The organism is Pseudomonas sp. P1_F7, from assembly GCF_056405655.1.
Window position 1 is genome coordinate 1 of sequence record NZ_JBFUBR010000018.1, and the last position, 17,125, is coordinate 17,125.

Below are 17,125 nucleotides of genomic sequence, written 5' to 3' on the forward strand. Positions count from 1 at the left end.
AGGGTCGCGTCGGTGCTGCCATCGTCGACGACGATGATTTCGTACGATTCAGCGGCCAATGCGACGCGGATTTCCTCAAGCAGTGGCTTGAGGTTGTTCGCTTCGTTCTTGGCGGGGATCAGTACGGATACAAAAATGTCTTGGCTCATAGAGTCACTCTCGCCTTTATTGGATTTCTTTTATCAGAGGCGAATGAAGGTGTCGTACACCGGCCGACTCGATGCAGGGTTCAGCAATTGCGGGCGATAACGCCAACAATATCCCGCCCTATGGACGCACTCGCGCGCGACCCCGCATACGGTGCCCGGCCAATTGTAAAAATGGCGTTAATATTTCATACACTTTTTGTCATCATTCCCTTGATGACGCAACGAATTCGGTTGCCATTGGCGCTTGCCCATCTAAAGTGCACTCACGCAAGTGAAAAACATGAATCGGGTAAGGACGCAGAACCATGAGCGCTGAGCAAGAGACGACTTTCGATGAGCCCCGGCTCAACAGCACGGAAATCCGCATTCTGGGCTCGTTGATCGAGAAACAGGCCACCAGCCCGGAAACCTATCCCCTGACCCTCAATGCCCTGGTGATTGCCTGCAACCAGAAAACCAGCCGCGAGCCGGTAATGAACCTGACGCCGGGCCAGGTCGGCCATAGCCTGCGCGTCCTCGAAGGACGCGGTTTCGCCAGACTGGTGATGGGCAGCCGCGCCGACCGCTGGGAACACAAGGTCGACAAGGCCCTGGAACTGGTGCCGGCGCAGGTCATCCTGACCGGGCTGATGTTCCTGCGCGGCCCGCAGACCGTCAATGAACTGCTGACCCGCAGCGGCCGCATGCATGAATTCGAGGACGCCGAACAGGTGGTGCATCAACTCGAACGCCTGATTGCCCGGGGCTTGGCGGTGCTCATTCCGCGTCAGGCCGGCCAGCGTGAAGACCGCTATACCCACGCCCTGGGCGACCCGGCGGATATCGAGGCAATCATGGCGGCACGGCAAAACCCGGCCGAGCGTGGCGGCAGCGGGGTTTCGATTGAACGCATCGAAGAGCTGGAAGCGCGGATTGCGGCGCTGGAAGAAAGACTGGCTCGGCTCGAATAGCCATCCAATCCAGATGTTCCTGGATTTTTGGCTGATTCAAAACCTGTGGGAGCGAGCTTGCTCGCGATGGCGGACTTTCAGTCACATCAATGCTGGATGTGCCGACGCTATCGCGAGCAAGCTCGCTCCCACAGTGGTTTGAGGGGGCTGCGCTTACGGCGTATTTGCCGGAATCCGGGGGCTCACAGATCTCCGGCGATTGCTGTGTACTGACGGCCAGGCTTCGGGCAGCGGTTCAAGTTCGACCGAATCCAGATTGAGAATGGGGGGATGCATGGACACCTCCTAGCTGCGGGCAAACGCCACGGCCTTGTGGAATTGCTCATCCGTTGGCCGCACACCGGTATAGAGCACAAACTGCTCCAGTGCCTGGATCGCGATCACTTCCAGCCCGGTGATGACCCGTTTGCCTTCGGCACGAGCACGCACGATCAGCGGCGTTTCCGAGGGAATCGCCACCACATCGAAGACAGTTTCCGCTTTTTCGATCACGTCCGCCTCAAAGGCCAGTTGATCGGCCTCCGGTCCTCCCGTCATGCCGATCGGGGTGACGTTGACCAGCATCTGCGGGCAACGATTCCCCAGCTCTGCCTGCCACTCATACCCCAGCGACTGCGCCAGCGCCTGCCCGGCGCGCTCGTTGCGGGCCACGATCAGGCCGTTTTCATAGCCGCCATCGCGCAAGGCGCTCGCCACGGCCTTGGCCATGCCGCCGCTGCCGCGCAAGGCAAAGGTCGAGTCCCTGGGCACCTGGTGTTTTTCCAGCAACTGGGCAACGGCGATGTAGTCGGTGTTGTAGGCCTTGAGATGACCGTCGGTGTTGACGATGGTGTTGATCGATTGAATGGCGGCGGCAGAGGCGTCGAGTTCATCCACCAGGGCGATGCAGGCTTCCTTGAACGGCATCGACACGCCACAGCCACGAATCCGCAGGGCGCGAATGCCGGCAACGGCACCCGGCAGGTCCTGGCTGGCAAAGGCCTTGTAGTAAAAGTTCAGGCCCAGCTGTTCATACAGATGATTGTGAAAACGCAGACCAAAGTTCCCGGGGCGCCCTGAAAGGGACATGCACAGCTGGGTGTCTTTGTTGGGGTTCATCTGCATGGGGAAGCTCCTTCAAATGCACTTTTCGGATGGACGGGATTAGCCCTCCATCGGGTTCTGATCGATCATTTAAGCCTGATTACAGGGGCTTACACAGGTCGGTAAGAAAGTCGGTACAGACCTTACACAAAATTTACCTAACGGCCGTGCTGATTTTCGAAAAAAAGCTGTCTTAGAAGTATCCCCGCGACAATCCCTGGGTCTATTGCAAACACAGGCGCCGGGCTGAAGAACCGAGGAACTATCATGATCCGTAAAGTCCCCACAGTTGCCTTGCTGATCGGCGCCCTCGCTATTGCAGGACAGGCGCAAGCCCACGGTGGTGGTAATTACTGGCAAGGCCCGGCGGTGTTTGGCGCAATCGTCGGTACTGCCATTGTCGGCTCGGCCCTGATCAACGCCAACCGACCGGTTTATGTCTCACCGCAACCGGTCTACTACCAGCCCGCGCCGGTTTATTACGCACCACCGCCTCCGGTTTACTACCAGCCGGCCCCGGTCTACGTGCAACAACCGATCTACTACCGCCCGGCCCCGATGTACTACGGACCACCCCGCGGTTACTACGGCCCGCCACGCGGCTACTACGGCCACGGTCGCTGGTAACGAATTCATCCAGCCCCGCTGAAACAGCGGGGCTTTTTTATGCCCGTTTGTCGGTGCTGGTCTGGAAAAATCTCGCCAAGGTCGCTATCGGGACAGTGCGCGTGGTGGAAACGGGCAAGATGGACTCGACCCGTTTTCTGCCGTGCGGCAAATAACGGTCATATTTTTGTCATGACAGCTCCGCAAGCTCGGTGCTGTCCGTCGATAACAGTTGAAAACAACAAGGACGACCACATGCCAACGCAAAACCCGCACCGCATCGTCGGTCTGTGCACCTCCAGCAAGGTCTACAACGCACTGACCGAACTCAAGCACCTGGAAGGTCATCGCAGCGCCAAGTTTCTCTCGCTGCTGACCCAAAGCCTGGTGCGCAAGGGCCTGCTCAACGAGCAGGAGGTGGTTCATATGCTCGATCAGGTGGTCAGCTGACCGACCAACGGTCGTTTGCCCCCGCTGGCATCAATGACCACTATCGAAAGCGTTGATTACCCCTCATGGCACCCGGACCTTAAAGTAACTCCACAGATTGATGGAGGTACTTGTCATGTCCAAGGTTCAGATCATGTCCGTTATCGGCAGCGCCGTCCCCCCACAGCTCAGAGAGCTGGGCATGCTCGCCTGCTGGTATCTGGTGCAGGACGGTGTGCAGATCAGCGGCCCGCTCACTTCGCTGCCCGCCGCCCAGGAACTGTCGCAACGCATCGGCACCGGCCAGTCCGGCAGGCTCAACGCCTAAGGCAACTGCACCCGCGGTTTGGTGTCAATGAAAATGGCCCAGCTCGACATGAACAGGGCCGCGATCAACGGGCCGATGACAAAGCCGTTCAGCCCGAAAATCGCCAGGCCGCCGAGGGTCGAGATCAGGATCATGTAGTCCGGCATCCTGGTGTCCTTGCCCACCAGAATCGGTCGAAGCACGTTATCCACCAGGCCGATCACGAAGACCCCGAACAATCCCAGCACCACGCCCTGCCAGATCGCCCCGGTGAGCAGGAAAAACACCGCCACCGGCGCCCAGACTATTCCCGCCCCCACCGCCGGCAGCAGTGACAGAAACGCCATCAACACCGCCCAGAGCAATACGCTGGGGATGTCCAGAAACCAGAAAATCAGACCGCCCAGTGCGCCTTGCGTGATGGCCACCAGCAGGTTGCCCTTCACCGTGGCCCGCACCACACGATTGAACTTGAGCTGCAAACGGCGTTTCTGCTGTTCCTGCAACGGCACCGCCGCACGCACATTGCGCGCCAGTTCCGCACCGTCGCGCAGGAAGAAAAACAGCAGGTACAGCATGATGAAAAAACTGACGACGAACTCGAAGGTGCCCTGACCAAAAATGAAGGCCTGCGCCGCCAGCTCCTGACCGCCGGTCATCGCGCTTTTGACGATTTTCTCTCGCAGCCCGTTCAACTCGCCCATGCCGAAGCGATCCAGCAGATGCTGGAAATACGGCGGCAGGCTGTGCTTGAACTGCGACACGTACCCGGCAATATCGAGCTCGCCGCTCTCGACGCTTTTGTAGAGCGACGCACCCTCTTGAACCAGCAAGGCGCTGATGATGATCACCGGCAGAATCGCAATCACCAGGCAAATGCTCAATGTGCACAGCGACGTGAGGTTGCGTTGCCAGCCGAACTTCTCTTGCAGACGGCGCTGCAGTGGCGCAAAGACGATGCCGAGGATCACCGCCCAGAACACCGCGCCGTAAAACGGCAGCAGGATCCAGATGAACGCAGCGCTCACCAGCACCAGCAAAACCGTCAGTGATTTGTCTTGTAGGGGCGTTTCGTTCATGTCCGATCCGTGCCAGAGAGGACGAAAAACTTCCGCCCTGATGTTTAGTCCACTACGGCTCGCGCGAGTGCCATCGGTTTGTTGAACAAGCATAGATCCAGGTCAATAAACCCTCGCCACCGAACGTTTACCCTGCGCGGCTTTTGCGACCGACACCGCCATGAACCTCACCGCACCAGAACTGCTCGCCCCCGCCGGCACCCTGAAAAACATGCGTTACGCCTTCGCCTACGGCGCCGATGCCGTGTACGCCGGCCAGCCGCGCTACAGCCTGCGGGTGCGCAACAATGAATTCGACCACGCCAACCTGGCCCTCGGCATTCGCGAGGCCCAGGCTCAGGGCAAGCGCTTCTACGTGGTGGTGAACATCGCGCCGCACAACGCCAAGCTCAAGACCTTCCTCAAGGACCTTGAACCGGTGATCGCCATGGCCCCGGATGCACTGATCATGTCCGACCCCGGCCTGATCATGCTGGTGCGCCGGCACTACCCGCAGATGCCGATCCACCTTTCGGTACAGGCCAATACAGTGAACTGGGCGAGCGTCGAGTTCTGGCAGCAGCAAGGCCTGAGCCGGATCATCCTGTCCCGGGAGCTGTCGCTGGAAGAAATCGCCGAGATCCGCGAACAGGTGCCTGCCATGGAGCTGGAAGTGTTCGTGCACGGCGCGTTATGCATGGCCTATTCCGGGCGCTGCCTGCTGTCGGGCTACATGAACAGGCGCGATGCCAATCAGGGCAGTTGCACCAATGCCTGTCGCTGGAAATACTCCGCGCAACCGGCCACGGAAAACCAGCTCGGCGAGATCGTCCAGACATTCGATCCCGAACCGACCCTGGGCATCGGCGCGCCCACCGATCAGGTGTTCCTGTTGCAGGAAGCCAATCGTCCCGGCGAACAGATGCCGGCCTTCGAAGACGAACACGGCACTTACATCATGAACGCCAAGGACCTGCGCGCCGTGCAGCACGTCGATCGCCTGACGCACATGGGGGTGCACTCCCTGAAAATCGAAGGCCGGACCAAATCGCACTTTTATTGCGCGCGCACCACCCAGGTGTATCGCCGGGCCATCGACGACGCGGTGGCGGGCCGGGCCTTCGACCGCGGCCTGATGACCGACCTGGAATCCCTTGCCCAGCGCGGCTACACCGAAGGCTTTCTGCGCCGGCATGTGCATGACGAGTACCAGAACTACCAGAACGGCAGCTCGGTGTCGGAACGACAACAGTTTGTCGGTGAGTTGACCGGGCAGCGGCGGGATCGACTGGCCGAGATCAAAGTGAAGAACCGCTTCGGCCTGGGCGACCACATGGAGCTGATGACGCCCAAGGGCAACTTCCACTTCGATCTGCATCAGTTGCAAAACGCTAAAGGCGAAGCGATCGACGTAGCGCCAGGCGACGGGCATACGGTGTATTTGCCGATACCGGATGCGGTGGATCTGGAGTTTGGGTTGTTGATGCGGGATGTGGGTGTGAACTGATCTTCAAATACACACAAAACCCTGTGGGAGCGAGCTTGCTCGCGATTGCGGTTTGCCAGTCAACATTGCAGTGACTGATCGATCGCTATCGCGGGCAAGCTCGCTCCCACAGGTACTGCGTCAGGCAAACTCCTCGCGAAGCATCGCCACAAACGCCTCGCGCGCCGGGTGCACCCCGGCGTTTTCGTGCCAGTAAAACAGGTTGTCGACGGCGGTCAGTTCGGGGAACTCAAACCCCGCGCACCCCGCGCCTTTGGCGTATTGGTCGAACACGCCTTTGGGCACCAGTGCCACGCCAGCCCCGGCGCTGACGCAACCGACAATCGCGCCATAACTGGCCAGGCTGACAATCGGCAGTGCCTGACCCTGTCGCAGCAACCAATGCTCCAGCGCCGCCCGGTATGGACAGCCCTGGGGCCACATGAACACGGTCTGGTCCTTCAAGTCGCTGATGTCCCGTAGCGGCCCCAGGGAGGTCGAGGCGATCAGCAGCAGATCTTCGCGGTACATCGGCGTGCGCTTGAGGTGCGAACGCTCGACATCCACCGCCACGATGGCGCCGTCGAGCTTGTGATTGAGCGTGTCATCGAGCAACTGCCCCCAGGAACCGGTGGTCAGCTCCAGCGCCACCTGCGGAAAACGCTTGTGGAATTTCGCCAGCAGGCGCGGCAAACGCCCGGTGGCCGACGACTCGATGGCCCCGATGCGCAAGGGTCCGGAGGGTTCGGCCGAAGGGTCGACCGCGCGCTTGGCCTCGGCGGTGAGGGCAAGAATTTTCGAGGCGTAGGCCAGGAAGGTTTGCCCCGACGGGCTGATGCGCAGCCCTCGCCCCTCTCGCAGAAACAGCGCGACACCCAGTTCGGCCTCCAGGGCCTTGATGCGTGCCGTGATGTTCGACGGCACGCAATGCAACAGCTCGGCCGCGCGGGCGATGCTGCCGACATCGGCCACGGTCTTGAACATGCGAATCTGTGCCAGCTCCATACATCACCAAGAGTGAACGATTAACGCAGTATAAGTCAGTTGTGGCGAACGATCCGCTTTCTGATACTCGGTGCATCCGCCCACAGGTGCACGACCATGACGCCGCTCACGCCCTCCCCCGTTTCACCCTGGAAAATCATCCTGGCCATGGCGTTTGTCGTGGCGTGCTGGGGATACTCCCCGACCGGCATCCATATAGGCCTGCAAGCCTACGACCCCGTGCATCTGGCGCTCCTGCGCTTCTTGCTAGCCTCCGTGTTCATGGCCGCGGTCGCGATATTCAAGGGCATTCGCCTGCCGAGCCTGCGAGATCTGCCGCTGATGTTCGGCCTGGGTTTCTTTGCCGTGAGCCTGCACCACGTGGCGATCAACTTCGGGCAGCAAGGTGTCAGCGCTGGCGCTTCGAGCGTTCTGGCCCAGACCACGCCGCTGTTCAGTACGCTGATCGCGCGCTTCGTGTTCAAGGATCAGGTGAGCCTGTGGCGCTGGGGTTGTGTGCTGCTCGGGTTGTTTGGCGTGCTGATTGTGGTAGCGGGCGATCATGGCCTGGGCAGCATTGATGCCCACGGCTTGCTGATCCTGCTGGCGGCGGTGTCCTGGAGCCTCTACTTTGCCCTGCAAAAGCATCACACCGGGCGTTACGACGGGCTGACGCTGGTCTGCTACACGGTGTGGTCAGGGACGGCGCTGTTGTTGATTTATCTGCCCGGCCTTATGGATCAGATCACCCTGGCGCCGCTGCACGTGCAGCTCGCCGTGTTCACCCTGGGGATTTTCCCGAGTGCCCTGGCGTACCTGGCCTGGGCCTATGTGCTGGCGCATGTCGATTTGAGCCGGGCGACGATGACCCTGTATTTGACGCCACCGACGGCGATGGTCATTGCGTCCTATGCGCTTGGCGAACGGCCGACGTTGATGATCGTGGTCGGCGGGCTGGTGGTGTTGGCGAGTGTGCTGGCGTTGAATCTGGAGCGGCGGGCAGTGGTTGTTCAGGCTGTCAGGGTCTGATTCAGGTTTTTCGCTGTCAGGTCTGGCGCTATCGCGAGCAAGCTCGCTCCCACAGGGTTTTATGGTTGCCGCAGTTCTTGAGTACACCCCAGAACCTGTGGGAGCGAGGCTTGCCCGCGATGAACGATGACGCGGTGTCACTGACCATCAACTGGGCGAAAACCGGTCGCGACTGTTGGTCAAGTGCAGCCACATGGCCGCCCGCGCCGCGTCCGGATCCTGGCGCTTGATGGCATTGAGGATCGCCTCGTGCTCAAGGTTGGCCAACTGACCAAGCTTGCTCAAGTCCACCGCGCCACGCTCGGCGGCATTGACCCGGGTGCGCGGAATCATGGCACTGCCCAGGTGCTGCATGATCTCGGTGAAGCATAGGTTGCCTGTGGCTTCGGCGATCAGCAGATGAAAACGTCGGTCCGCTTCGACACAGCTGTCGTTGTTGGCCAGCAGGCTTTGATAGTCATCCAGCGCTTCACGCATCTGCGCCAGTTGCAGGTCTGTGCGGCGAGTTGCCGCCAGCGCCGCCGCCTGGGTTTCCAGGCCCATGCGCAACTCGAGAATGCTGCGCACCCCCAACGCCGTATCGACATTCAGCCGCAGCCCCTGCTCCGGTGCGCGCTCGATCACAAACGTGCCAATACCATGCCGGGTTTCCACCAGCCCCGAGGCCTGCAGCTTCGAGATCGCCTCGCGCACCACCGTGCGACTGACCCCGTGCTCCTGAACGATGGTGTTCTCCGACGGCAGCTTGTCGCCGGGCAACATCTGGCCGAGCAGGATGCGCTGGGTCAGTTTCTCCACCAGGTCATGGGCCAGGTTGTGGCTGCGCTTGCGGGCGGGTACTTCGAGGTCTTCTTGCATGGGGGTGTCCGGAAATCTGGGCTATCGAATCGTAGCACCGCGCCTGGCGGGAATCCTGAAAAATCTCGCCCAGCTTGTATGACAACACTCAACAGCAAGCCTATTTTTAATCGATTAAAAGGTCATTCAGTGCCACCAATAGAATAAAAAACCTCTGGCAATACGCCATTTCATTGGATAAACGTGGTTGCAAGATCAAAAAATCTAGTTGTATGATGTCTATCAACAACGCAACACTCAGCCCTACCCCGCATAAAAATAACGAGTGGGAGAAAACGCAGTGAATACATCCATCTCCGGGATGCACGACGACGCCAATTCAGCGCTGAAGTCCGCCATCGCCAAAGTCAAACGTCACGTCTTACCGCTGTTCGTCATCATGTTCATCGTCAATTACATTGATCGCGTGAACATCGGCTTCGTCCGTGCCCACATGGAACACGATCTGGGCATTGGCGCGGCCGCCTATGGCCTCGGTGCCGGTCTGTTCTTCATCGGCTATGCGCTGTTCGAGGTGCCCTCCAACATCCTTCTGCAAAAAGTCGGCGCACGCATCTGGCTGACGCGGATCATGCTGACCTGGGGCCTGGTCGCCGCGGGCATGGCGTTCATCCAGAACGAAACCCACTTCTACATCCTGCGTTTTCTGCTGGGTGTGGCCGAAGCCGGGTTCTTTCCCGGGGTGATTTACTACTTCACCCGCTGGTTGCCCGGCGTGGAGCGTGGCAAGGCGATTGCCATCTTCCTCAGTGGCTCGGCGATCGCGTCGCTGATCTCAGGCCCCCTGTCCGGTTTGCTCCTGCAAATCGAAGGGCTGGGCCTGCACGGCTGGCAATGGATGTACTTCATCGAGGGCATGTTTTCGGTGGGGTTGTGCGTGTTCGTCTGGTTCTGGCTGGACTCCAGACCCCACGACGCCAAATGGCTGAGCCGCGAGGAGCAGGACGCGCTGGTCAAGGCCATCGACGACGAACAGCTGGCCCGGGAAGCGGCGACGCCGATCAAGCCGTCGCTGGGCAAATTGCTCAAGGATCGCCAGATCATTCTGTTTTGCCTGATCTACTTCTTTATCCAGCTGACCATCTACGCCGCAACCTTCTGGCTGCCGAGCATCATCAAGAAAATGGGCGACCTGAGCGATGTCCAGGTCGGGCTGTTCAACTCGATTCCGTGGTTACTGTCGATTGTCGGCATGTACGCCTTCGCGTCCCTGTCGGCCAAATGGAAACACCAGCAAGCCTGGGTCGCCACCGCCCTGCTGATCGCCGCGGCCGGGATGTTCATGTCCACCACCGGCGGGCCGGTCTTCGCTTTCGTTGCGATCTGCTTTGCCGCACTGGGCTTCAAATCGGCCTCGTCACTGTTCTGGCCGATTCCCCAGGCCTACCTGGATGCGCGCATTGCTGCCGGCGTCATCGCGTTGATCAACTCGGTGGGCAACCTCGGTGGCTTCGTTGCGCCGACCACCTTCGGCCTGCTCGAAGAACGCACCGGTTCGATTCAGGGCGGGCTGTACGGCCTGGCCGCGACCTCGATCATCGCCGCCATCATCGTGTTTGCCGCCCGCAACACACCGAAACCCGCACCCGCCGGCGCGCTGGGCAAACCCGCGCCCGACCACACCTGAATGCTGCTTTTTAAGGATTGGAAAATGAACCCACAAGACACCGCAAAAGCCCCGGTCATCACCAGCATGCAAGTAGTTCCGGTCGCCGGCCACGATGGCATGCTGCTCAACCTGAGCGGCGCCCACGGCCCGTTTTTCACCCGCAATATCGTGATCCTCAAGGACAACGCCGGCCACACCGGTGTCGGCGAAGTGCCAGGGGGCGAGCACATCCGCCAGACCCTCGAAGACGCACGCAGCCTGGTGGTCGGCAGCCCGATTGGCACTTATCAGAAGATTCTCAATCAGGTACGCCAGACCTTCGCCGACCGCGATGCCGGTGGCCGCGGTTTGCAGACCTTCGATCTGCGCATCACCATTCACGCCGTCACCGGCCTGGAAGCAGCCCTGCTCGACTTGCTCGGCCAGCACCTGGACGTGCCGGTGGCCGCCCTGCTCGGCGAAGGTCAGCAGCGCGATGAAGTGAAGATGCTTGGCTATCTGTTTTATGTCGGTGATCGCAACGAAACCGACCTCGCCTACCGCAGCGAGCCCGACGCCGACAACGACTGGTTCCGCGTGCGGCATGAGAAAGCCATGACCGCCGACGCGGTGGTCCGTCTGGCCGAGGCGGCCCATGCGCGTTATGGCTTCAAGGACTTCAAGCTCAAGGGCGGCGTGCTCAGCGGCGACGCCGAGATCGAAGCGGTCACAGCCCTCGCCGAACGCTTCCCCGATGCGCGCATCACCCTCGACCCGAATGGTGCCTGGTCACTGAAAGAAGCCATCCGCCTGTGCCGCGATCAGCACCGCGTCCTGGCTTATGCCGAAGACCCGTGCGGGGCGGAAAACGGTTACTCGGGACGGGAAGTCATGGCTGAATTCCGCCGGGCCACAGGCCTGAAAACCGCGACCAACATGATCGCCACCGACTGGCGGGAGATGGGCCACGCGATCCAGTTACAGTCGGTCGACATTCCCCTGGCCGACCCGCACTTCTGGACCATGCAGGGCTCGGTGCGCGTGGCGCAGATGTGCCACGAATGGGGCCTGACCTGGGGCTCGCACTCCAACAACCACTTCGATATTTCCCTGGCGATGTTCACCCATGTCGCGGCGGCCGCGCCGGGCGAGATCACCGCCATCGACACCCACTGGATCTGGCAGGACGGCCAGCGCCTGACCAAGACCCCACTGCAAATCGTCGACGGCTGCGTGCAGGTGCCGCAGAAACCGGGGCTGGGGGTCGAACTGGACATGGATCAGGTCGCCAAAGCTCACGAGCTATACAAAGGCATGGGCCTGGGTGCCCGGGATGACAGCGTGGCGATGCAGTTTTTGATTCCGGGCTGGAAGTTCGATAACAAGCGGCCGTGCCTGGTGCGTTGAGTTGACGGTTGCGCGTGGCCGCCTGTTGGCGGCCGGTTTAAAAAGCGCTCGGAGCATGGCGCTTAAGCCCCTAAAATGACGCGCAACTGAATCAACGACGGATGAAACCAACATGGACAGACTGAAAACCATCGCCGCTTGCATGGCGATGCTCGCCGCGGGCCACTGCTTGGCGCAGGATCAAATCGAGACGGTGGTGAACGCCGCTGTACAACCGGTGATGCAAGCCGAGGCTATTCACGGCATGGCCGTGGCAGTCACCGTCAACGGCCAAGCGCATTACTTCAACTATGGCGTCGCCTCGAAAGAAACCGGCAACCCCGTCACGCAAGACACCCTGTTCGAGATCGGCTCCGTCAGCAAAACCTTCACCGCCACCCTCGCCGCCTACGCCCAAGCCACGGGCAAGCTGTCGCTGTCGGACAAGGCCAGCCAGGTCCTGCCGGCGTTGCGCGGCAGCGCATTCGACAACATCAGCGTATTGCAACTGGGCACCTACAGCGCCGGCGGCTTGCCGCTGCAATTCCCTGCTGAATCTGATTCGGCCGACAAAATGCTCGGCTACTACAAACAATGGAAACCGCTCTACGCCCCCGGCAGCCACCGACTGTATTCGAACCCCAGCCTCGGCCTGCTCGGCTACCTCGCTGCGCAAAGCATGGGCCAGCCGTTCGATGACCTGATGGAGAAAACCCTGCTGCCGAAACTGGGCCTCAAGCACACCTATGTGCATGTGCCACAGGATCAGATGGCGCTGTACGCCCAGGGCTACAACAAGGACGGCAAACCGGTACGGGTCACTCCAGGTGCGCTGGATTCCGAGGCGTACGGGGTGAAAACCAGCGCCGCAGACTTGCTGGGCTATGTCGGCGCGAACATGAAACCGGCGTCTCTGGAAAAGCCATTGCAGCAAGCCATCGCCTTGACCCATAGCGGTTACTACACCGTAGGCAATATGACCCAGGGCCTGGGCTGGGAGATGTATCACTACCCGATCACACTGGATCGCTTGCTGGACGGCAACTCCACGCCGATGGCCATGGAGGCGCACAAGGTCCAATGGCTGAACCCGCCGCAGGCGCAGCCGCAGAACGTGCTGATCAACAAGACCGGTTCAACCGGTGGCTTCGGGGCTTATGTGGCGTTCGTGCCATCGAAGGACATTGGCATTGTGATTCTGGCCAACAAGAATTATCCCAATGCGCAGCGGGTCAGGATTGCTCATCGGATACTAAGTGCCCTTGCCCAATAGCACCTGATTCGTCTGCTCCCCACCAGAAATCAGTGCCGGATCAATCATCCGGCATTTCAGGCGGCTTGGCGGGCTTGGCCGGTTTGCCAGGTTTTGTACCTTTGGTGCCTTTGGCCGCCGGCTCGGCTTCAGCGACAGGAGCAGTCACTGTCGCCGTGAATTCTTTCTCGGCCGCCGGCAACTGATCGACAGCGCTGAAAATCTCTTCCAGCTTGATGGCGTCCGATTGTTCAAGTTTCTTTTCGCCGTCCTTGCCGACCAGAATCACCTTGGTCTTGGCGCCGGCCCCCAGCTTGAGCGAGCGGATCAGCGCCGCCGTGTCCTGTGGCCCCAGGTCCTTGCCGTCGCGCTGGCCCATCAGGTTGAGTACGGTGTAGAGCACCATGTTGCGGTCGGTGAACCCCTTGCGATTGGCCGGCTCATCCAGGGACTTTTTCAGGCTGACCCAAATCGGATCAACCGTGCTCGGAGCGATGACAATCAGTGGCCGGGCCCTGCCCTTGTCCATGTCCAGCGGTGAGTCGCCATCGGCGGCGAACGAGATGCCGGCAATCGCCAGCAAGGTAGCCAGGGTCAGTGACCTGATGAGCATGCGCATCTCCTTTTGATATCCACGCTCTAATGATTGCGCATCGCGGTGATCGTTCCGGGTGACGTACCGCAAATGTTTTTCGCCTTGCCCAAGCTTAGGTCAGGGCGGTCATTGCGCAACAGGCTGGGCTAATCTGAAGACTCATGACAACCCGCCTGATCCGTCGTGAGGACTTGCACATGAGCGCTCAGTTGAACCACACCATCGTCTGGTGCCGGGACAAGCAGGTTTCGGCGAACTTCCTGGCCAGCCTCCTTGGCCTGCCCGCCCCGCAGCCCTTCGGGCCCATGCTGATCGTCAAACTGGACAACGGCGTGTCACTGGATTTCTACGACAACGACCCGCCGATAGCGTCTCAACACTACGCATTCTTGATGGGCGACGAGGATTTCGATGCGGCCTTCGCACGCCTGCAAGCCAACGGTCAGCCGTGGTGGGCCGACCCGGGCAAACAGCGTCTGGGGGAGATCAATGACTACGCGGGAGGACGGCGGGTGTATTTCGATGACCCGGACGGGCATCTGCTGGAAATATTCACCCGCGAATGAAGCCGGCGTGGCGGCTTGAATCAGAACGCCAGTTTGTAGCCGATCAACAACAGCATGGTCGCCAGGCAAGGGCGCAGCAGTTCGTCGGAGATGCGCCCGGTCAGGTGGCTGCCCAGGTAAATCCCCGGCAACGAACCCACCAGCAAGTAACCCAGGACGTGCCAGTCCATGTTGCCCATGCTGGCATGGCCAAGGCCCGCGACCAGGGTCAGCGGCACGGCGTGGGCGATTTCAGTCCCCACCAGGCGGCGGGTCGGCAGCATCGGATAGAGAATGAACAGTGCCACGGTGCCCAGTGCACCAGCGCCGATGGAGGTCAGCGCGACCATGGTGCCAAGGACCAGCCCGGTGATCACCGTCATCACATTCAAGCGCAACCCGCTGGGGTTGTAGTTGCCGCCCGCACGTTTGTGGGCGAAGTCGAGCAGGCGCTTCTTGAACAGGATCGCCAGTGCCGTGGCAAACAACACAAAACCGAGGGCCTGCTTGATGATCGCGTTCATCGCCTCGGGGGCGCTGTGCAGGGTGCTGAGGAACCACAGCGTCAACGCCACCGCGGGCACGCTGCCCAAGGTCAGCCAGCCGGTAATCGCCCAGTCGATGTTGTTGTTCTTGCGGTGAACCAGTACACCGCTGGATTTGGTGATGGCGGCGTACAGCAGATCGGTACCGACCGCCGTCGCCGGGTTGATGCCGAACCCTAGCAGGATCGGCGTCATAAGCGACCCGCCACCCACGCCAGTCATGCCGACGATAAAGCCGACGACCAGCCCGGCAACGACCAACCCGATGTTCACTAAATCCATGAATACGTCCACAAAGATCGCAAGGGAAATCTGGCCCGCAGCATAGCGATATTTCTTATAACCAGTTATATCGATGCGATCTATCTTTATTCCTGTAGGAGCGAGCTTGCTCGCGATGACTGAGTGTCAGTCGACCTCCATGTTAGCTGATACACCGCTATCGCGAGCAAGCTCGCTCCTACAGGGTTCCGTGCCGGATTCACTGGACCGGCAGGAAATTCAGGAACACCAGGCTCTGGGCATAGTTCAGGCCGATGCGCCGGTAGCGTTCGTCGAGCATCTGGGTCAGCAGGTCCAGGCGGGCGACGATCTTGCCGAACTCGACGGCAAAGCTCAGGTTGCTTCCCTCCTCCGAGATTTCGTTGGAGAACAGCAAGGGCTGGCCGTCTTTGTTCTGTCGCTGGCTGAGGATCCAGGTGGCGATCTCGATGTTGCGCGCGGCATTGCTGACGAATACCGGGTTGATCGTATCGGTCATGTAGAACTCGAGGCGATTGCCATGAGCGGTCACCAGCATGCTGCCGATGGCATAGATGAACGCCCCGACCCTATCGCCGAGAAACTCCGGGCTCATGGCAAAGCGCAGGGCTGCCAGATCCTTTTTGCCACCCAGGGTGGGTAGCGGCTGCTGTTGCTCGATGGCCATGCGCACTTGCTTGCCGGCCGTACGGGCATCGAGGAAACCGGATTTCTTCAGCTCGTCGGGGTTGCGCAGGTAGAGCTTGCTCATCAGCAGATAAAGGCTGTTGAGGTTGTCGCGCATGGTCAGGGTGGCCATGCGGTCGACGCTGGTTTGCAGGAACTCCTGGCGTTGGCCTTCGCGCATCTGGGTGATGATGTCGCCGCCCTGTTGCTGGCTGCAACCGGTGACGAAGAACATCGACAAACCTGCCAGCAGCAGGCGATGACGGCGGATTTTTGAAGTGATTGCGGGTGAAACTCGAGCCATGGGTTCTTGAACTTGGGCATGGGCCGACGGTGGGGATCGCCGCAGGCTGCCATGGATAGAGCCGGACATTTCGAAAAAGTGCAGTATCGGCACAGAGCAATCGATCACCGGCAGGCTGCAGCTCAAGAGATCACCGCCTGCGGCGGAACCGATGGACTATTCTGCTGCCCACTGCAATAACCATCGGCATTCATAAAGGAGGTTTGCATGCGCACGCTTGAATTGGCTGGCGCCAGGGTCCCGGTTATCGGCCAGGGGACCTGGCAGATGGGCGAAGACCGCTCACGGCACACGGAAGAAGTCGCGGCATTGCGTCTGGGTATCGAACTGGGCATGACCCTGATCGACACCGCTGAAATGTATGCCGAAGGCGGCGCCGAGGAAGTGGTCCGCGATGCCATCGCCGGCCAGCGTGACAGCATCTTTCTGGTCAGCAAGGTGTACCCGCACAATGCCAGCCGCCAGGGCATTCCCCAGGCTTGCGAACGAAGCCTGCGCAGGCTTGGCACCGATTACATCGATCTGTATCTGCTGCATTGGCGCGGCCAGTATCCCTTGGCCGAAACCGTCGACGCCTTCGAACGCCTGCGCGAAGACGGCAAGATCGGTCGTTGGGGCGTGTCCAATTTCGACCTCGATGACTTGCTGGAACTGGACGCCCCGGCCTGTGCCACCAATCAGGTACTCTACAATCTGGAACAGCGCGGCATAGAATTTGACTTGTTACCCTGGTGCCAACAGCAACGGCTGCCGGTCATGGCTTACTGCCCGATCGGTCAGGGTGGAAAAATGCTCGCCAACACCACCCTCAAACAGGTGGCTGTCCGACACGACGTGACGCCGGCACAAGTCGCGCTGGCATGGATTCTGCGTCAGGACGACGTGATCGCCATCCCCAAAGCGGTCCGTCCCGAGCACGTACGCCTCAACGCCCAAGCCGCCCGATTGCAGCTTGAAGCCGGGGATCTGGAGGCGCTGGACCAAGCGTTTCACGCGCCACAACGCAAACAGCGGCTGGCCATGGTCTGAACCACCGCAGTCAGT

General features: G+C 60.3%; 19 protein-coding genes and 1 pseudogene. 11 read left to right on the top strand and 9 right to left on the bottom strand.

Going from position 1 to position 17,125, the window contains the following annotated elements; genetic code table 11:
* Positions 1–149: glycosyltransferase family 2 protein (locus AC1D1M_RS24940; RefSeq protein ID WP_477777800.1), on the bottom strand; the 149-nt coding region annotated here is incomplete at its 3' end.
* 305 nt (positions 150–454) lie between these two features.
* Here AC1D1M_RS24940 and AC1D1M_RS24945 point away from each other — a divergent pair.
* Positions 455–1,099: a YceH family protein gene (locus AC1D1M_RS24945; protein WP_477777669.1), complete on the top strand. Its 645-nt coding sequence runs from the start codon at positions 455–457 to the stop codon at positions 1,097–1,099.
* 154 nt (positions 1,100–1,253) lie between these two features.
* Here the strand turns inward: AC1D1M_RS24945 and AC1D1M_RS24950 are convergent.
* Both AC1D1M_RS24950 and AC1D1M_RS24955 read right to left on the bottom strand, forming a co-directional pair.
* A pseudogene (locus AC1D1M_RS24950) lies at positions 1,254–1,325 on the bottom strand (cupin domain-containing protein); the annotation flags it as partial.
* Positions 1,326–1,384: 59 nt separating this feature from the next.
* Positions 1,385–2,203, bottom strand: a complete 819-nt coding sequence (locus AC1D1M_RS24955) for a shikimate 5-dehydrogenase (RefSeq protein WP_477777670.1) — start codon at positions 2,201–2,203, stop codon at positions 1,385–1,387.
* A gap of 246 nt (positions 2,204–2,449) precedes the next feature.
* Between AC1D1M_RS24955 and AC1D1M_RS24960 the strand changes: the two genes are divergently transcribed.
* The 3 genes from AC1D1M_RS24960 (at position 2,450) to AC1D1M_RS24970 (ending at position 3,545) form a co-directional block, all read left to right on the top strand.
* On the top strand, positions 2,450–2,809 hold the full coding sequence (locus tag AC1D1M_RS24960; RefSeq protein WP_477777671.1) for a hypothetical protein: 360 nt from the start codon (positions 2,450–2,452) through the stop codon (positions 2,807–2,809).
* Between the two features lie 234 nt (positions 2,810–3,043).
* Positions 3,044–3,238: a hypothetical protein gene (locus AC1D1M_RS24965; protein ID WP_008052996.1), complete on the top strand. Its 195-nt coding sequence runs from the start codon at positions 3,044–3,046 to the stop codon at positions 3,236–3,238.
* A gap of 115 nt (positions 3,239–3,353) precedes the next feature.
* Positions 3,354–3,545, top strand: coding sequence for a hypothetical protein (locus AC1D1M_RS24970; protein WP_477777672.1), 192 nt, complete (start codon positions 3,354–3,356; stop codon positions 3,543–3,545).
* On the opposite strand, the gene AC1D1M_RS24975 is transcribed toward AC1D1M_RS24970, so the two are convergent.
* Positions 3,542–4,603: an AI-2E family transporter gene (locus AC1D1M_RS24975; protein WP_477777673.1), complete on the bottom strand. Its 1,062-nt coding sequence runs from the start codon at positions 4,601–4,603 to the stop codon at positions 3,542–3,544. The genes AC1D1M_RS24970 and AC1D1M_RS24975 overlap by 4 nt on opposite strands.
* Positions 4,604–4,763: 160 nt before the next feature.
* Here AC1D1M_RS24975 and trhP point away from each other — a divergent pair, with 160 nt between their 5' ends.
* Positions 4,764–6,089, top strand: coding sequence for a prephenate-dependent tRNA uridine(34) hydroxylase TrhP (trhP, locus tag AC1D1M_RS24980; RefSeq protein ID WP_477777674.1), 1,326 nt, complete (start codon positions 4,764–4,766; stop codon positions 6,087–6,089).
* 120 nt (positions 6,090–6,209) lie between these two features.
* On the opposite strand, the gene AC1D1M_RS24985 is transcribed toward trhP, so the two are convergent.
* Entirely contained in the window at positions 6,210–7,073 is an 864-nt protein-coding gene (locus AC1D1M_RS24985) for a LysR family transcriptional regulator (RefSeq protein ID WP_477777675.1), read from the bottom strand.
* Between the two features lie 96 nt (positions 7,074–7,169).
* Here AC1D1M_RS24985 and AC1D1M_RS24990 point away from each other — a divergent pair, with 96 nt between their 5' ends.
* Positions 7,170–8,081, top strand: a complete 912-nt coding sequence (locus tag AC1D1M_RS24990; RefSeq protein ID WP_477777676.1) for a DMT family transporter — start codon at positions 7,170–7,172, stop codon at positions 8,079–8,081.
* Positions 8,082–8,228: 147 nt separating this feature from the next.
* Here the strand turns inward: AC1D1M_RS24990 and AC1D1M_RS24995 are convergent, their stop codons facing one another.
* Positions 8,229–8,939, bottom strand: a complete 711-nt coding sequence (locus AC1D1M_RS24995) for a FadR/GntR family transcriptional regulator (protein ID WP_477777677.1) — start codon at positions 8,937–8,939, stop codon at positions 8,229–8,231.
* Between the two features lie 280 nt (positions 8,940–9,219).
* On the opposite strand from AC1D1M_RS24995, the gene AC1D1M_RS25000 reads away from it, so the two are divergent.
* From AC1D1M_RS25000 to ampC, 3 genes are all read left to right on the top strand, one after another.
* A complete protein-coding gene (locus AC1D1M_RS25000; protein WP_477777678.1) occupies positions 9,220–10,566 on the top strand; it encodes an MFS transporter in 1,347 nt (448 codons plus the stop codon).
* A gap of 24 nt (positions 10,567–10,590) precedes the next feature.
* Positions 10,591–11,934, top strand: coding sequence for a glucarate dehydratase (gene gudD, locus AC1D1M_RS25005; protein WP_477777679.1), 1,344 nt, complete (start codon positions 10,591–10,593; stop codon positions 11,932–11,934).
* A 142-nt stretch (positions 11,935–12,076) separates the two neighbouring features.
* Positions 12,077–13,186 (top strand): class C beta-lactamase, encoded by a 1,110-nt coding sequence (gene ampC, locus AC1D1M_RS25010; RefSeq protein ID WP_477777801.1) that lies wholly within the window; start codon positions 12,077–12,079, stop codon positions 13,184–13,186.
* A gap of 40 nt (positions 13,187–13,226) precedes the next feature.
* Here ampC and AC1D1M_RS25015 read toward each other — a convergent pair whose 3' ends face one another.
* Positions 13,227–13,778: a DUF4174 domain-containing protein gene (locus AC1D1M_RS25015; protein WP_477777680.1), complete on the bottom strand. Its 552-nt coding sequence runs from the start codon at positions 13,776–13,778 to the stop codon at positions 13,227–13,229.
* A 179-nt stretch (positions 13,779–13,957) separates the two neighbouring features.
* On the opposite strand from AC1D1M_RS25015, the gene AC1D1M_RS25020 reads away from it, so the two are divergent.
* Positions 13,958–14,326: a VOC family protein gene (locus AC1D1M_RS25020; protein WP_477777681.1), complete on the top strand. Its 369-nt coding sequence runs from the start codon at positions 13,958–13,960 to the stop codon at positions 14,324–14,326.
* Between the two features lie 20 nt (positions 14,327–14,346).
* Here the strand turns inward: AC1D1M_RS25020 and AC1D1M_RS25025 are convergent, their stop codons facing one another.
* Complete coding sequence (locus AC1D1M_RS25025) at positions 14,347–15,132, bottom strand: sulfite exporter TauE/SafE family protein (RefSeq protein ID WP_007988000.1); 786 nt, start codon at positions 15,130–15,132, stop codon at positions 14,347–14,349.
* Between the two features lie 199 nt (positions 15,133–15,331).
* A complete protein-coding gene (locus AC1D1M_RS25030; RefSeq protein WP_477777682.1) occupies positions 15,332–16,081 on the bottom strand; it encodes a hypothetical protein in 750 nt (249 codons plus the stop codon).
* Positions 16,082–16,288: 207 nt separating this feature from the next.
* Here AC1D1M_RS25030 and AC1D1M_RS25035 point away from each other — a divergent pair, with 207 nt between their 5' ends.
* Positions 16,289–17,110 (top strand): aldo/keto reductase, encoded by an 822-nt coding sequence (locus AC1D1M_RS25035; RefSeq protein ID WP_477777683.1) that lies wholly within the window; start codon positions 16,289–16,291, stop codon positions 17,108–17,110.
* Positions 17,111–17,125: the final 15 nt, after the last annotated feature.

What these genes read in the sequence shown, in the direction of transcription:
- AC1D1M_RS24945 (WP_477777669.1), top strand. Translation starts at nt 455, where the DNA reads ATGAGCGCTGAGCAAGAGACGACTTTCGATGAGCCCCGGCTCAACAGC.
- AC1D1M_RS24955 (WP_477777670.1), bottom strand. Translation starts at nt 2,203, where the DNA reads ATGCAGATGAACCCCAACAAAGACACCCAGCTGTGCATGTCCCTTTCA.
- AC1D1M_RS24960 (WP_477777671.1), top strand. Translation starts at nt 2,450, where the DNA reads ATGATCCGTAAAGTCCCCACAGTTGCCTTGCTGATCGGCGCCCTCGCT.
- AC1D1M_RS24965 (WP_008052996.1), top strand. Translation starts at nt 3,044, where the DNA reads ATGCCAACGCAAAACCCGCACCGCATCGTCGGTCTGTGCACCTCCAGC.
- AC1D1M_RS24970 (WP_477777672.1), top strand. Translation starts at nt 3,354, where the DNA reads ATGTCCAAGGTTCAGATCATGTCCGTTATCGGCAGCGCCGTCCCCCCA.
- AC1D1M_RS24975 (WP_477777673.1), bottom strand. Translation starts at nt 4,603, where the DNA reads ATGAACGAAACGCCCCTACAAGACAAATCACTGACGGTTTTGCTGGTG.
- trhP (WP_477777674.1), top strand. Translation starts at nt 4,764, where the DNA reads ATGAACCTCACCGCACCAGAACTGCTCGCCCCCGCCGGCACCCTGAAA.
- AC1D1M_RS24985 (WP_477777675.1), bottom strand. Translation starts at nt 7,073, where the DNA reads ATGGAGCTGGCACAGATTCGCATGTTCAAGACCGTGGCCGATGTCGGC.
- AC1D1M_RS24990 (WP_477777676.1), top strand. Translation starts at nt 7,170, where the DNA reads ATGACGCCGCTCACGCCCTCCCCCGTTTCACCCTGGAAAATCATCCTG.
- AC1D1M_RS24995 (WP_477777677.1), bottom strand. Translation starts at nt 8,939, where the DNA reads ATGCAAGAAGACCTCGAAGTACCCGCCCGCAAGCGCAGCCACAACCTG.
- gudD (WP_477777679.1), top strand. Translation starts at nt 10,591, where the DNA reads ATGAACCCACAAGACACCGCAAAAGCCCCGGTCATCACCAGCATGCAA.
- ampC (WP_477777801.1), top strand. Translation starts at nt 12,077, where the DNA reads ATGGCGATGCTCGCCGCGGGCCACTGCTTGGCGCAGGATCAAATCGAG.
- AC1D1M_RS25015 (WP_477777680.1), bottom strand. Translation starts at nt 13,778, where the DNA reads ATGCTCATCAGGTCACTGACCCTGGCTACCTTGCTGGCGATTGCCGGC.
- AC1D1M_RS25020 (WP_477777681.1), top strand. Translation starts at nt 13,958, where the DNA reads ATGAGCGCTCAGTTGAACCACACCATCGTCTGGTGCCGGGACAAGCAG.
- AC1D1M_RS25025 (WP_007988000.1), bottom strand. Translation starts at nt 15,132, where the DNA reads ATGGATTTAGTGAACATCGGGTTGGTCGTTGCCGGGCTGGTCGTCGGC.
- AC1D1M_RS25030 (WP_477777682.1), bottom strand. Translation starts at nt 16,081, where the DNA reads ATGGCTCGAGTTTCACCCGCAATCACTTCAAAAATCCGCCGTCATCGC.
- AC1D1M_RS25035 (WP_477777683.1), top strand. Translation starts at nt 16,289, where the DNA reads ATGCGCACGCTTGAATTGGCTGGCGCCAGGGTCCCGGTTATCGGCCAG.